The sequence below is a fragment of the Streptomyces sp. TRM49041 genome (genome assembly GCF_008271805.1).
Taxonomy (GTDB): domain Bacteria; phylum Actinomycetota; class Actinomycetes; order Streptomycetales; family Streptomycetaceae; genus Streptomyces.
The window spans coordinates 367,636-383,519 of record NZ_VSRY01000173.1; the positions used below are offsets into that span (position 1 = coordinate 367,636).

The 15,884-nt window shown below is 71.4% G+C and carries 1 protein-coding gene; it reads left to right on the forward strand.

What is annotated here, in order from left to right; genetic code table 11:
• Nucleotides 1–123 precede the first annotated feature (123 nt).
• Nucleotides 124–15,884, forward strand: a 15,761-nt coding sequence (locus tag FVS66_RS34525) for a non-ribosomal peptide synthetase (protein WP_149185172.1), incomplete at its 3' end; no start/stop codon positions are given.

Consider the following 15,884-nt stretch of genomic DNA (forward strand, 5'->3'; position numbering starts at 1 on the left):
TCTGCATCGGATGAGCGTGCGATAACAGGCTGAAAGTGCCGCTCCCTACGGTCGGGCACCGTGTCGGACGTGCGTGTACGCCCCGGCTTTACGAGTTGTCGACGAAGTACAGGAGCCAGCAGCGTGGACCGTCGTGCGACGCGCAATCCGATCGGGTCGAGCCTGGGCGGTGATGTGGCGGCGATGTCGCTGCCCGCACTGGTGGAGGCGCAGGTGCGGCGGGCTCCCGAGCACCCGGCCGTGGTCTTCGGTTCGACCGTGCTCAGCTATGCCGAACTCGACCGTAGGGCCAACAGGCTGGCCCGACGGCTCATCGGTATCGGAACGGGCCCCGAGCAGGTCGTGGCACTGGCCGTGCCGAGGTCGGCGGACGCGGTGGTCGCCATGCTGGCCGTACTGAGGACCGGGGCGGCATACCTGCCGATCGACCCGCGCTACCCCGCTCAGCGGATCGCGTTCATGCTGACCGACGCCCGGCCGTCAGTCGTGCTCACGACCAGCGCCACCCGTGCCACGCTGCCCGACACCACGACCCCTGTCGTACTTCTCGACGACATCGACCTGACGACGGGTGACGACACCGCCCCCGGCATCACGGTCCGTGCGGAGAACGCGGCCTACGTCATCTACACGTCCGGTTCCACGGGACTGCCCAAGGGCGTGGTCGTACCGCACCTGGGCGTCTCGAACCACATGCTGTGGCAGGCCGGTCAGTGGGATGTCGACGCGTCGGACGTGGTGCTCGCCCGGACCGCCTTCAGCTTCGACGCGTCCGGCTCGGAGATCTGGCTGCCGCTGATCGCCGGTGCGACGATCTGCATGGCGCCCGACGACGTGGTGGGCCTGCCGCACCTGCTGATCGAGTACGCCGCCGAACACGGTGTCACAGTCGCTCAGTTCGTGCCGTCGCTGCTGGCGGTCGCGCTGCCCGCGATCCGGGACACCTCCGGTCTCGCCCTGCGACTCCTCTTTGTCGCGGGAGAAGTGCTGCCGCCCTCCCTGGCGGACGAGGTCGTCACCAAGTTGGACCTGCGACTCGGCCACCACTACGGCCCGACCGAAGCCTCGATCGATGTGACAGCGTTCGAAGTGCGGCCCGGCGAGAGCTACCGGAACGTGCCCATCGGGTCCCCGGTCGCCAACACCCAGGTGCACATCCTCGACAGCGCCCTGCGCCCGGTGGGACCCGGTGAAGAGGGCGAGCTCTACGTGGCGGGCGTCCAGCTCGCCCGCGGCTACCTGGGCCGGGCCGGCCTGACCGCACAGCGGTTCGTCGCCTCCCCCTTCGCCGAGGGCGAGCGGATGTACAGAACCGGGGACCTGGCCAGGTGGAATGCCGATGGCCTCATCGAGTTCGCAGGTCGAGCCGACGACCAGGTGAAGATCCGCGGCTTCCGGATCGAGCTGGGCGAGATCGAAGCGGCGATCACCCAACTGGCCGAGGTATCCCAGGCGGCCGTGACCGTGCACGAGGGCCGCCCGGGACAGCAGCGCCTCGTCGCCTACGTCGTGGGCGCGGTGGAGGCCGCCACGGTGCAGGACCGGCTGGCCGCCCGGCTGCCCGAGCACATGGTGCCGTCGGTGTACATGATGCTCGACGAGCTTCCGCTCGCCCCGAACGGCAAGCTGGACCGCGCCGCGCTGCCCGCCCCGGAACTCACGGTCGGCGCCGGTCGCGCGCCCCGAACGGCCGCCGAAGAGGTTCTTGCCGGACTCTTCGCCGATGTCCTGGGCATCGACCGAGTCGGTGCGGACGACGGCTTCTTCGATCTCGGCGGCGATTCACTCCTCGCAGCCCGGCTGATCAGCCGCATCCGCACCGCGCTCGACCGTGAGGTGTCGGTTCGCGCCCTCTTCGAGGCGCCCACCGTCGCCGGCCTGGCCGCCCGTCTCGACGAGGCGGGAGTGGCACGGCCGCCGCTGACCCGCATTGAGCGCCCCGACCCCATGCCGCTGTCGCACGCCCAGCGTGGGCTGTGGTTCCTGCACCAGCTCGAAGGCGCGAGCGCCACCTACAACATCCCCCTCGTCCTGCGGCTGACCGGAGAGGTGGACCCCGAGGCGCTCCGTGCCGCCGTCCGCGACGTCTCCCGGCGGCACGAGACGCTGCGGACGGTGTTCCCGGAGACAGACGGTGTCGCCTGCCAGGACGTACTCGACACGCTCGCCACGCTCACCGTCGTCAGTACCCCTGACATCGACGGCGCGGTGTCCGCAGCGGCCCGTCACCCGTTCGACCTTTGTAGCGAAGCGCCGCTGCGAGCCACCCTGTTCTCGCGACCCGGCGCGGACGAGCACACCCTCCTGCTCCTGATGCATCACATAGCGAGCGACGGCTGGTCCGAGCGCCCGCTGATCGAAGATCTGTCCCTGGCCTACGCCGCCCGTTGCATCGGACACGAACCGGCGTGGGACGAACTGCCGGTGACCTACGCCGACTACACCCTCTGGCAGGGCGAGGCAGACGGTGTCGACTTCTGGCGGACCGCGCTCGCCGGGCTGCCGCAGCGCGTCGAACTTCCCACCGACCGCCCCCGGCCTCCGGCTGCGAGCTTCCGCGGTGACGAGGTGCGCACGCACCTCGACGCCGAGCTGCACCGGGAGGCGACCGCGCTCGCCCGCTCCACCGGCCGCACCGTCTTCATGGTGGTGCAGGCCGCCCTCGCAGCGCTCATGACCCGGCTCGGCGCCGGCACCGACATCCCTCTCGGCACCCCGACCGCAGGGCGCCCCGACGAGCAACTCGACGGTCTCGTCGGCTATTTCGTCAACACGCTCGTGCTGCGCACCGACACCTCGGGCGACCCGACCTTCCGGGAACTCCTGGACCGGGTGCACAGCACGGCCGCAGCCGCCTACCCGCACCAGGATGTACCGTTCGACCGGCTGGTCGAAGCACTCAATCCGGCCCGGTCCCTCTCGCACCACCCTCTCTTCCAGGTGATGCTCACCTTCGAGAACCTCGGCATGGCCGCACCCGCCATGCCCGGTCTCACCGTCGAGGTGGACGAAGCCTCCACCGGCGTCGCCAAGTTCGATCTCGACCTGCGCCTGCAGGAGCGCTTCTCCGACACCGGCACCCCGGCCGGAGTGGACGTGGTCGCCGAGTACTCCACCGACCTCTTCGACGGCTCCTCGGTCGACACACTCATCGCCCGGCTCGCCCGGCTGCTGCGTGCAGCGGTGGCCGACCCGGAACGCCGGATCTCCACGATCGACCTGCTCACCGACGACGAACGCGCTGTGATCCATGGCCGTTCCGACCGGGTTGTCGACGAGCACGGCGAGCCGGTGCCCGACGGCGTGGTCGGCATCCTCGACGGCGCCCCGGCCAGGTACACCCTCGACGGTCGCCTCGAACGTCTGTGCATGCCGATCCTCGTCGACGGAGCCCCGGTCGACGCCTCCCGCACCGTCGAGACTCTGCTCGCACACCCCGCACTCGTCGACGCGACGGTGACGGACGGTCTCGTCGCCTATGTCGTGACCGCCCCCGGCCTCTCCGTACGCTCCGTCGACCTTCGTGATCACCTCGTCCGTGTACTGCCCGACTTCCTCGTGCCGGAGACGTACGTCACCGTCGCCAAGCTGCCGCGCACCGAGGACGGCCGCTTCGACGTCGGCGCACTGCCCACTCCCGCCGTCGGGGACCTCGAATCGGCGGGCTCTCCCGAGGAAGAACTGCTGGCCTCACTCTTCGCCGAGGTGCTCGGCCTGCCCGAGGTGGGCCCGAGCCAGGGCTTCTTCGACCTCGGCGGCGACAGCATCGTCTCCATCAAGCTGGTCAGCCGCGCCCGCAAGGCAGGACTGCGAATCACTCCGCGGGACGTCTTCGAGCACAAGACCGTCGCCCGCATCGCTGCCGCTGCCCGCATGGCGGCTCCCACCGCCCCGATCGCCCAGGACATCGCCACAGGCCCGCTGCTCCCCACACCGGTCATGGCGGACCTGCGCGACCTCGGCGGTCCCGTCGACGGCTACCACCAGTCGATGCTGCTCGTCGTGCCGGCCGGTCTCGGCGCCGAGCGTCTGACCGCCGCACTCCAGGCGGTCCTCGACCGGCATGACGCGCTTCGGCTGACCCTGGACGAGGAGTGGGGACTCACCATCCCCGCACCGGGCGCCGTCACAGCGACCGTCCGCCGCGTGGACGCCGCCGCTGCCGACGCCGACGCGCTGCGGGAGGCGATCGAAGAGCACAGCAGGGCTGCGCAGGCAGAACTGGACCCCTACAAGGGCGACATGGTGCGTGCGGTGTGGTTCGACGCCGGCGCGGAGCCCGGGCGGCTGCTGCTGCTCGTGCATCATCTGGCCGTGGACGGCGTTTCGTGGCAGCCTCTCCTCGGCGACCTTCGGGCAGCCTGGGAGGGAGAGGCTCTCGAACCGGTCGGGACATCGTTGCGGCGGTGGAGCGCACTTCTCGGCGAAGAGGCTAACAGCCGCATCGGTGAACTGACCTTCTGGCGCTCGGTGCTGGAAACGCCCGACCCGCTCCTCGGCGACCGGCCGCTGGACCCCGCGATCGATGTCCGGGCCGGTGCCGGGACGTTGACGCTCACTCTGCCGACCGACGTCACCGAAGCGTTGCTCACCTCGGTCCCCGTCGCCGTGCATGCAGGTGTGCGGGACGTGCTGGTCACGGGCCTTTCGCTGGCCGTCGCCGCGTGGCGCGGCCGGCGCGGAGTCGACTCCTCCGCGCTGCTTCTCGAACTGGAGGGGCACGGCCGTGAGGACATCGTGCCCGGACTGGACCTCAGCCGTACTGTCGGCTGGTTCACCAGCGCGTTCCCCGTCCGTGTCGACCCGGGAGGCGCCGACGGTGTCCGCGCCCTGAAGCTCGTCAAGGAACAGCTGCGCGCGGTGCCCGGCAACGGCATCGGATACGGGCTGTTGCGGCACCGCAATCCGCGCTCCAACGAGGAACTCGCCGCCTACGACCGCCCGCAGCTGGGATTCAACTACCTGGGCCGTTACGCCGCCCCCGAACTCGCCGACTGGGCGCCCGCGCCCGAGGCTCCCGCGCTTGGCGCGGGCTTCGACGACGCCGCGCCGCTCGGCCTGGGCATCGAGCTCGACGCCGTGACCGTCGACCACGCCCACGGGGCGCAGCTCGTTGCGACCTGGACCTGGTCGAAGGCCCTGCTGGCCGAGGACGACGTACGGGAACTGGCGCACGGCTGGTTCGCCTCACTCACCGATCTCGCGGGCGTCGAAGGCGGCGGACTGACCCCGTCCGACCTGCCCCTCGTGGACCTCTCGCAAGGCGACATCGAGGAGTTGGAAGGGGCGCTGCCGGACCTGGCCGACGTGCTGCCGCTCGCCCCGCTCCAGGAGGGCCTGCTCTTCCACGCTCTGTACGACTCCGGCGCCGACCTCTACGCCGTCCAAGAGGTCTTCGCGCTGAGCGGCCCGCTGGACTCGGGCGCCCTGCGTACCGCCGCGGCTTCCCTTCTCGATCGCTACCCGAACCTGCGGGCGGGCTTCCACCACGAGGGCCTGTCCCGGCCCGTCCAGGTGGTTGTCGACGGCCTCGAACTGCCGTGGCGGGAAGTCGACCTCTCGGCACTCACCGAGGCCGAGCGCGAGCCCGCCCTCGGCCGGATCGTGGCCGAGGCGCGCGCCGAGCGCTTCGACCTGGGCCGACCGCCGCTGCTGCGTTTCACCCTGGTCAGGCTCGCCGAGGACGAGCACCGGCTCGTCCTCGTCAACCACCACATCCTCTTCGACGGCTGGTCCATGCAGCTGGTGCTGGACGAGTTGTTCGCGCTCTACCGGGGCGAGACCCTGCCTGAGCCGGCCGCGTTCCGCGACCACCTGGCCTGGATGGCGCGGCAGGACCGTACGGCGGCGCACGACGCCTGGCGGACCGCGCTCGACGGGCTCGCCGCACCGACCCTCCTCGCCAAGCCGGGCACGGAGGCGCCCGCCCGCCCCCTCCAGGTCTACTGCGACCTGCCCGACACGGTGTCCGGGCGGCTCCAGGAGCGGCTGCGCGAGTACGGGATCACCCTCAACACCGCCGTCCAGGGCCTGTGGAGCCTGCTGCTCCGCGCCCGCACCGGACAGGAGGACGTGGTGTTCGGCTCCACGTACTCCGGACGCTCCGCGGAGCTGGCCGGCAGCGAGGCGATGGTCGGTATGTTCATCAACACGCTGCCCGTCCGCGTCCGGCTCGACGCGACGGAGTCCCTGCTGCAGCTGCTGGAGCGCGTACAGGACGAGCAGTCCCGGCTGATCGCGCACCAGTACCTCGGACTCAACGACGTACAGCGGCTCCGTGGACTGGGCGACCTGTTCGACACGCTGACCATCGTCGAGAACTACCCGCACGATGACGACGACGTATGGGAGCCCGCACCCGGCCTGCGCGCGAGCGTGCTGGAGGACCACGACGCCACCCACTACCCGCTGACCCTCTCGGTGCTTCCCGGGTCGCGGCTGAAGCTGCGCCTGGAGTACCGGCCGGACCTGCTGGACGGTTCGCAGATCGACGCGCTCGCGGCCGACCTCGTCCGCCTGTTCACCGCTCTCGTGGACGACGCCTCCGTGCCCGTCGGCGAACTCGTCGGGACGGGGACGGCCGTGGCCGCGACCGCACCGGGCACCGCACCGGCCGTCGAACCGGCCGAGGCGCGGACCAGCGGTACGGCCGACGAGGGCGGCGTCACCGTGCCCCTCTCCTTCCGCGCACCGCGGACCCCGGAGCAGGAGATCCTCTGCGGTCTCTTCGCCGCCGTGCTCGGAGTGCCGACCGTCGGCATCGACGACAGCTTCTTCGACCTCGGCGGGCACTCGCTCACCGCGATCCGGCTGCTCAGCCGCATCCGCTCGATGTTCAACGTGGAACTCGCCATCCGGCACCTCTTCGAGGCCCCCACCGTCGCCGAACTCGCCGAACGGATGACGGGCGCCGAGCAGTCCAGGCTCGCCCTCGGCCCGATGACACGGCCGGAGCACATTCCCGTCTCGGCGGCGCAGTGGCGCCTGTGGTTCCTGTATCGGCTCGAAGGCCGCAGCGCCACCTACACCGTGCCGCTGCTGCTGCGCATGTCTGGACCCCTCGACCGGGCGGCCCTCGAAGCCGCTCTCGGCGACATGGTGGCGCGGCACGAGAGCCTGCGCACCCGCTTCCCGGAGGTGGACGGGCAGCCCTACCAGCCGATCATCGACGCCGAGCAGCCGGAGGTCACCCTGGTCGAGACCGACGAGGCCGGGCTCGCCGAGCAACTCGCCGTCGCCACCCGCTACGGTTTCGATCTCGCCACCGAACTGCCGCTGCGGATCACCCTGTTCCGGCTTTCGGAGACCGAGCACGTCCTCCTCTTCCTGCTTCATCACATCGCCAGTGACGGCTGGTCGGACGCACCGTTCGCGCGGGACCTCTCCGTCGCGTACGCAGCCCGGACCGAGGGGCGGGCGCCGGCCTGGCCCGCGCTGCCCGTCCAATATGCCGACTACACGCTCTGGCAGCGCGAACTGCTCGGTTCCGAGAGCGACCCGCAGAGCCTGCTGTCGCAGCAACTCGCCTACTGGCAGAAGACCCTCGCCGGGCTCCCGGAGCAGTTGGAGCTGCCCACCGACCGGCCGCGGCCCTCCGCCGCGAGCTTCCGCGGCGACGAGGTCCACTTCGAGCTCGACGCCGACCTGCACGCCGGGCTGCTCGAACTCGCCCGCCACACGAACACCACCCTCTTCATGGTGTTCCAGGCGGCAGTGGCCGGATTGCTCACCCGGCTCGGAGCCGGCGACGACATCCCGCTCGGCGGCGTCATCGCCGGACGGACCGACGAGGCGCTCGACGAACTGATCGGCTTCTTCGTCAACACCCTGGTGCTGCGCACCGACACCTCCGGGAACCCGACCTTCCGGGAACTCCTCGCCCGGGTCCGCGAGACGGACCTGGCCGCGTACGCGCACCAGGAGGTGCCGTTCGAGCGCCTGGTCGAGGTGCTCAACCCGACCCGCTCCCTCGCGCACCACCCGCTGTTCCAAGTCATGATCCTGTTCCAGAACAACGCCGAGGCGGACCTGAGCCTGCCCGGTCTGCGGGCCGGTCTGGAGGATGTCGGTTCCGGGGTCGCCAAGTTCGACCTCGACTTCGACATGCAGGAGAACCACGGCCCCGACGGCGAGCCCGCCGGCCTGTCGGGCCTGGTCGAGTACGCCACCGACCTGTTCGACCGGTCCACCGTGCAGGACATCGTCGACCGGCTCGCCCGGCTGCTGAGGGCGGTCGTGGCGGACCCGGACCAGAGGCTGTGGCAGACGGACATCCTGGCCCCGGCGGAACGCCGGGAACTGCTGGAGCAGTGGACCGCACCGGCTCCGCCGTCCGAGCGGACGACCGTCCCCGCGCTGTTCGAGGCCGCCGCCGCCGTGCACCCCGAGGCGATCGCCGTCGCCGAGGGCACGGAGCGCCTGACCTACGCGCAGCTGAACGCCCGGGCGAACCGACTCGCCCACACCCTCATCGCCCAGGGCGTGGGCCCGGAGTCCGTGGTCGCGCTCGCCCTGCCGCGCAGCGTGGACCTCGTGGTGGGCGTCCTCGGCGTCCTCAAGGCCGGCGGCGTCTACCTGCCGCTGGATCCGAACTACCCGGCCGAGCGCATCGCCTTCGTCGTGGAGGACGCTCGCCCGGCCGTCGTCGTGACCAGCCTCCGCGCGGACGTGGCCCTGCCCGACGGCAGCACCCGCGTCGTCATGGAGGAGCTGGCCGACGGTCCCGTCACCGACCCGGCACGCCGGACGCTGCGCCCCGACAACGGCGCGTACATCATCTACACGTCCGGCTCCACGGGGCGGCCCAAGGGCGTCCTGATCCCCCACCAGAACGTCGTGCGGCTCTTCACGCGGACGGACCAGTGGTTCGGCTTCGACGAGTCCGACGTGTGGACGCTGTTCCACTCCTACGCGTTCGACTTCTCCGTCTGGGAGCTGTGGGGACCGCTGCTGCACGGCGGCACGCTCGTCGTGGTTCCCCAGGACGTGAGCCGCTCTCCGCTCGACTTCCTGCGGCTGCTCGGGGACGAGCGCGTCACCGTGCTCAACCAGACCCCGTCCGCCTTCTACCAGCTCATGCAGGCCGACGAGGAGAACCCCGGCACGGAGCTGGCACTGAGGTACGTGGTCTTCGGCGGTGAGGCGCTCGACCTGGGACGGCTCTCGTCCTGGTACGACCGGCACGCCGACGACTCTCCCGTACTGGTCAACATGTACGGCATCACCGAGACCACGGTGCACGTCACCCACCAGGCGCTCGACCGCGTCTCGGCGGCCGCCACCGCCAACAGCGTCGTCGGCGTAGGCATCCCCGACCTGCACGTGTACGTCCTCGATCAGGGCCTGCAGCCCGTCCCGGCGGGCACCACCGGCGAGCTGTACGTCGCCGGCGCCGGCCTGGCCCGCGGCTACCTCGGCCGCCCCGGCCTCAGCGCACAGCGCTTCGTCGCCGACCCGTACGGCCCGCCCGGGACCCGCATGTACCGCACCGGAGACCTGGCCCGCCGGGCCGCGGACGGCAGGCTGTCCTACTTCGGCCGGGCCGACGATCAGGTGAAGATCCGCGGCTTCCGGATCGAGCTGGGCGAGATCGAGTCCGCGGTCCTCGACGCGCCGGATGTCGCGCAGGCCGCCGTGATCGTGCGTGAGGACCAGCCGGGCGATCCGCGGCTCACCGCGTACGTGGTCGGCGGCGACACCGCCCGTGTCCGCAAGCACATCGCGGACGTGCTGCCCGCCCACATGGTCCCCGCCTCCTTCGTCACGCTCGACCGGCTGCCGCTCACCCCGAACGGCAAGCTCGACCGCAAGGCCCTGCCCGCGCCCACGCTGTCCGGTGCCGCGGAGGGCCGGCGACCGCGCGACCCGCGCGAGGAACTCCTCGCGGTCCTCTTCGCCGACGTGCTGAACGTGGACCGGGTCGGGATCGACGACAACTTCTTCGAGCTGGGCGGGCACTCGCTGCTCGCCACCCGGCTGATCAGCCGCATCCGGTCCGCGATGGGGGTGGAGGTTCCCGTCCGGGCACTGTTCGAGACGCCGACCGTCGCCGGGCTCGCCGGCTGGACGGACCAGGCGGGCGAGGCCAGGCGCGCCCTGGAGCCCACGGAACGTCCCGAGCGGGTGCCGCTCTCCTTCGGCCAGCGCGGGCTGTGGTTCCTCAACCGGCTCGAAGGCCCCAGCTCGACGTACAACGTGCCGCTCGTCATGCGCTTCTCGGGGCCGCTCGACGTTCCGGCGCTGCGGACCGCCCTGCACGACGTGGTCGCCCGGCACGAGGGGTTGCGCACCCTGTTCCGCGAGGCCGACGGCACGCCGTACCAGCACATCGTGCCCGCGGACGAAGCGGTGGTGGGCCTGATCATCGCCGACGTCGACGACGAGCAGCACTTGGAGGCGGCTCTCGCCGAGGCCGCGCAGTACCACTTCGACCTCGTCACCGAACTACCCATCCGCTGCACCCTGTTCCGGCTCAGCGACGAGGAACACGCCCTGCTGCCGCTCATGCACCACATCGCCAGCGACGGCTGGTCGGAGACACTGCTCGGCGACGACCTCTCCGTCGCCTACGCGGCACGGGCCGAGGGGCGTGCCCCCGGCTGGGCGCCGCTTCCGGTGCACTACGCGGACTACACCCTGTGGCAGCGTGACCTGCTCGGACGCGAGGACGACCCCGACAGCGCGATCTCCCGGCAGCTCGCCTACTGGACCGAGAACCTGCGCGGCCTGCCGGAGCTCGTGAACCTGCCCACCGACCGGCCCCGGCCGCCGGTGGCCACGTACGGAGGCGCCGAGGCGCCGCTGCGTCTGGACGCCGCCCTGCACGACGCTCTGCTGCGTCTCGCCCGACAGGGCAACACCACCCTCTTCATGACGATCCAGGCCGGCTTGGTCGCCCTCGTGAGCAGGCTCAGCGGCGACACCGACATCGCCATCGGAACCCCGGTCGCCGGGCGTACCGACGAGGCTCTGGAAGACCTGTTCGGCTACTTCGTCAACACGCTCGTGCTGCGCACCGATGCCTCGGGCGACCCCACGTTCACCGAGCTGCTGGAGCGCGTACGCGAGACCGACCTGGCCGCGTTCGCCCACCAGGACGTGCCGTTCGAGCGCCTCGTCGAAGTGGTCAACCCGGTGAGGTCGCTCGCCCGGCACCCGCTCTACCAGGTCATGCTGACGTTCGAGAACTTCGACGAGGTCAAGCTGACCGTACCCGGCCTCGAAACCCGGCTCGAAGACGTGGTCGGCGACGCCTCCAAGTTCGACATGGACGTCCGTCTGCAGGAGAGGTACGGACCGGACGGCGAGCCCGCCGGGATCGTCGGCGAGATCGAATACGCCACCGACCTGTTCGACCGGGCGACGATGAACGCGTTCGGCGACCGCCTGATCCGGCTGCTCACCGCGGCCGCCGCCGACCCGACCGCGCCGGTCGCCGCACTCGACCTGCTGTCCGACGACGAGCGGGACACCGCCCTCGTGGACGCCGAAGGACGCCTCGTGCCCCCGGGCGTGGTGGCCACGCTCCCCTCAGGAGAGCTGGCACGCCGCAACCCCGACGGCATCACCGAGCTCCTCGGGCGCCCCGAGGACGTGCGCCTGGTGCGCGGTTTCCGCGTAAACCCCGCCGAGGTCGCGGCCCGGCTGCGCGAGGTCTTCGCGGACGCCGCCGTCGTCGCCGGCTCCGCCCGGGTCGTCGCCTACGTCGTCCACGACGGCGACGCGACGGCCGCACGGCGCCTCGCCGAGTCCGTGCTGCCCGACTACCTCGTGCCCGCCAAGTTCGTCGTCGTCACGGAGATCCCCGCCGAACTTCCGACCGAGGACCTCGTCACCGCCGCCGTCCGGCGCAGCCCGCGCACACTCGCCGAGGAGATCATCGCCGGTCTCTTCGCCGAGACGCTGGGCGTCGCCGCGGTCGGCATCGACGACAACTTCTTCGACCTCGGCGGCCACTCGCTGTCCGCGATCCGGCTGCTCAGCCGCATCAGGTCGCAGCTCGGGGCGGAGCTGTCGGTGCGGTCGCTGTTCGCCGAGCCCACGGTGGCGGGGCTCGCCACCCGGATCGACGGCGCGTCCGCCGACCGGCCCGCCCTGGGCCGCAGGGAGCGTCCGGCACACGTGCCGCTCTCCTTCGCCCAGCAGCGCCTGTGGTTCCTGCACCGGCTCGAAGGGCCGAGCACCACGTACAACGTGCCGATGCTGATCAAGCTCAGCGGCGAGCTCGACGTGGCGGCCCTCGAAGCGTCGCTGGGCGACGTCGTGGCACGGCACGAGGCGCTGCGCACGGTGTTCCCGTCCGATGCCGACGGAACCCCCTACCAGCGGGTGCTCGGAGTCGACGAGGCCAGGCCCGTACTGGCCACCGGCGTCGCGGACCCCGCAGAGGTGGCCCGGCACACCTTCGACCTCGAAACCGAACCCCCGCTGCGCGCCACGCTGTTCCACGACGGGCCGGACGAGTACCGGCTGCTCCTGCTCGTGCACCACATCGCCAGTGACGGCTGGTCGACCGGGGCGCTCGCACGTGACCTGTCGACCGCGTACGCCGCCCGGCGGGCCGGCCGGGCACCGCGCTGGCCCGGACTGCCGGTGCAGTATGCCGACTACACCCTGTGGCAGTCCGAGCTGCTCGGTGCCGAGGACGATCCGGACAGCCTCGTCAGCCGGCAGCTGACGTGGTGGAAGGGCGCCCTGGAGGGCATGCCCGAGCTGCTGCCCCTGCCGACCGACCGGCTGCGGCCCGCCGAGGCGACCCACCGCGGCGCCGAGGTCGGCATCCGCATCCCCGCCGAGCTGCACGGCCGCCTCCAGGCGGTGGCGCGGGAGACCAACACGACCCTGTTCATGGTGCTGCAGTCGGCCCTCGCCCTCATGCTGTCCAAGCTGGGCGCGGGAACCGACATCCCGATCGGCACCCCGGTCGCGGGACGGACGGACGACAGCCTCCAGGACCTCGTCGGCTTCTTCGTCAACACACTCGTGCTGCGCACCGACGTGTCCGGATCCCCGTCCTTCCGCGACCTGCTGGGCAGGGTCCGCGAGGCGGACCTGGCCGCGTTCGCCCACCAGGACGTGCCGTTCGAACGACTGGTGGACGTGGTACGCCCCGGGCGCTCGCTGGGCCACCACCCGCTGTTCCAGGTGATGCTCGTCCTCGAGAACGACGACGAGGACGACTTCGCCCTGGCCGGCCTGACCGCCGCGTTCGACGAGGACGTCGACATGGGAGCGGCCCGCTTCGACCTGACCCTGCACGTGCAGGAAGCGGTCGGTGCGGACGGCGCGGCCGAGGGCATCGGCATCGACCTGGAGTACGCCGAGGACCTCTTCGACGCCGCCACGGCGCAGCGGATGGCCGCGCAGTTCGTCCACCTGCTGGAGACGGTGAGCGCCGACGCGGACGTCGTCGTGGACCGGCTCGCACTGCCGCAGGCCGTGCACGGCCGCGCCGCGGAGGCTCCGGCGGACACGCCCACCCTGCTCGAACTGATCGGCGCGCAGCCGGCGGACGCCGTCGCGATCGTCGACGGCGACGTCGAGACGACGTATGGGCAACTGCTGGCCCAGCCGCCGGCCGGAATCCTGGCCGCGGTCGTCAGCGGCGAACCGTTCGTCCTGCGCACCCGCACCGGTACGCCCGTCGTCGTCCCGCAGGACGTCGTCGCGGCCCGCATCGCGGCCCGCCAGAGCGTCCACGGCCTGGACGGCACGGACCGCGTCCGATCGGCGGCCGCACTCGGGACGATGGGCGAGATCGACGAGGTGCTCTGGCCCCTCACTGCCGGTGCGACCGTCGTACGCGCCGACCGCACGGCCGCCCCGCACGACTCCCTGCTCGGTGCCACGACGCTGCACGTCACGCCCTCCGAGCTGGCCGTGCTCCTCGGCGACCCGGCGTTGCCGGAGGCCGGTCTGCGGCGGGTGTTCTGCTCCGGCGAGGCATTGGCCGAGCCGCTGCAGCGAGCCTGGTTCGCCACCGTGGACGTGCCGCTGTGGCACGGCTACTCGCTGACCGAGGCTGCCGGCCTTGTCACGGAGCGTGCCTGCGACCCGGACGACTGGGACACCGTGGTGCCCCTCGGCACCCCGCTGCCCGGCACCGTCCTTTACGCGCTCGACGCCGGCCTGTGCCCGGTTCCGCCGGGCGTCGTCGGCCGGCTCTACGTCGGCGGGCCGCTGCTCGGCTCCGCGCCGACGGTGGTCGCCGACCCGTTCGGCGCCCCGGGCTCGCGGATGGTCCGTACCGGAGACCTGGTTCGCTGGACCGCCGACGGCGAGCTCGAGTTCGTGGGTTCGCCGCTGCCGATCCCGGGCTTCACCGCCTACCCGACGCAGCTCGAAGCGGTCCTGGCCGAACACGACGACATCGCCCGAGCCGCCGTGGCGGTACGGGACGGATCTCTCGTCGCGTACCTGGTCCCGGCCCCCGGCTCCACCGTCACGCCCGGTACCGTTGTGGCCTTCGCACGGGCCGCTCTGCCCGATCATTTGGTCCCGGCCTCCTTGGTGGTCCTGGACCGGCTGCCGCTGACCGCGGACGGCCGGGTGGACAGCGACGCGCTGCCGTCGCCCGGCCGCGCCGGCGCCGGGGCGGATCGCGCCGCCCCCAGCACTCCTGCGGAGGAGATCCTCCGCGGACTGTTCGCCGAGGTTCTCGGTGTCGAGCATGTCGGCATCGACGACGGATTCTTCGAACTCGGGGGGCATTCGCTGCTCGCCACCCGCCTCGTGAGCCGGATCCGCTCCGCCTTCGGGCGGGAGCTCGGTATCCGTGCGGTGTTCGAGTCGCCGACGGTGGCGGGGTTGGCGTTGCGTCTGGTGGGTGCTGATGTGGCGCGGAGGGCGTTGGTGGCGGGGGAGCGGCCTGCGCGGGTGCCGTTGTCGGCGGCGCAGCGTCGGTTGTGGTTCCTGCATGAGCTGGAGGGGCCGTCGGCGACGTACAACGTTCCGCTGGTGCTGAGGCTTGAGGGTGAGCTGGACGCGGCTGCGCTGGAGCTGGCCCTGGGTGATGTGGTGGGCCGGCACGAGAGTCTGCGGACGGTGTTCGCGGATGTGGATGGTGTGCCGTATCAGCGGGTGCTGCCGGTGGTGGATGCCGGTGTGGTGCTGGAGGTGGTGGGGGTCTCGGAGGAGGGGCTGGCCGCTGCTGTGGATGGTGCCGCGGGGTATGCGTTCGACCTGTCCGTGGAGTTGCCGTTGCGGGTGACGTTGCTGCGGGTGGGTGAGCGGTCGTCGGTGCTGGTGGTGTTGATGCATCACATCGTGAGTGATGGTTGGTCGCTGGCTCCGCTGGCGGATGATCTGTCGGCTGCGTATGCGGCGCGGGTCGGTGGTGGGGCGCCGGGTTGGGTTCCGTTGCCGGTGCAGTACGCGGATTACGCGTTGTGGCAGGCGGAGGTTCTGGGTGACGAGGGTGATGCGTCGAGTGCTGCGGGTCGGCAGATCGAGTACTGGCGCAGTGCGCTCGCTGGTGCGCCTGAGCTGATCGAGTTGCCGGCGGACCGGCCGCGTCCGGCGGTGGCCTCTTATCGCGGTGGTGCGGTTGATCTGGCTCTGGATGCGGAGTTGCACGGTCGTCTGCTGGCGGTGGCTCGTGAGTGCGGGGTGACGCCGTTCATGGTGGTGCAGGCCGCTGTCGCGGTGCTGCTGTCGCGGTTGGGTGCGGGCACGGATGTGCCGTTGGGCACGGTTGTGGCGGGCCGTTCCGATCAGGCGTTGGACGGTCTGATCGGGTTCTTCGTGAACACGTTGGTGCTGCGCACGGACGTGTCGGGCGACCCCTCGGTCCGGGAGCTGCTGGCCCGGGTCCGCGAGACGGACCTGGCCGCGTACGCGCACCAGGACGTGCCCTTCGAGCGCCTGGTCGAGGTCGTCAGCCCGCA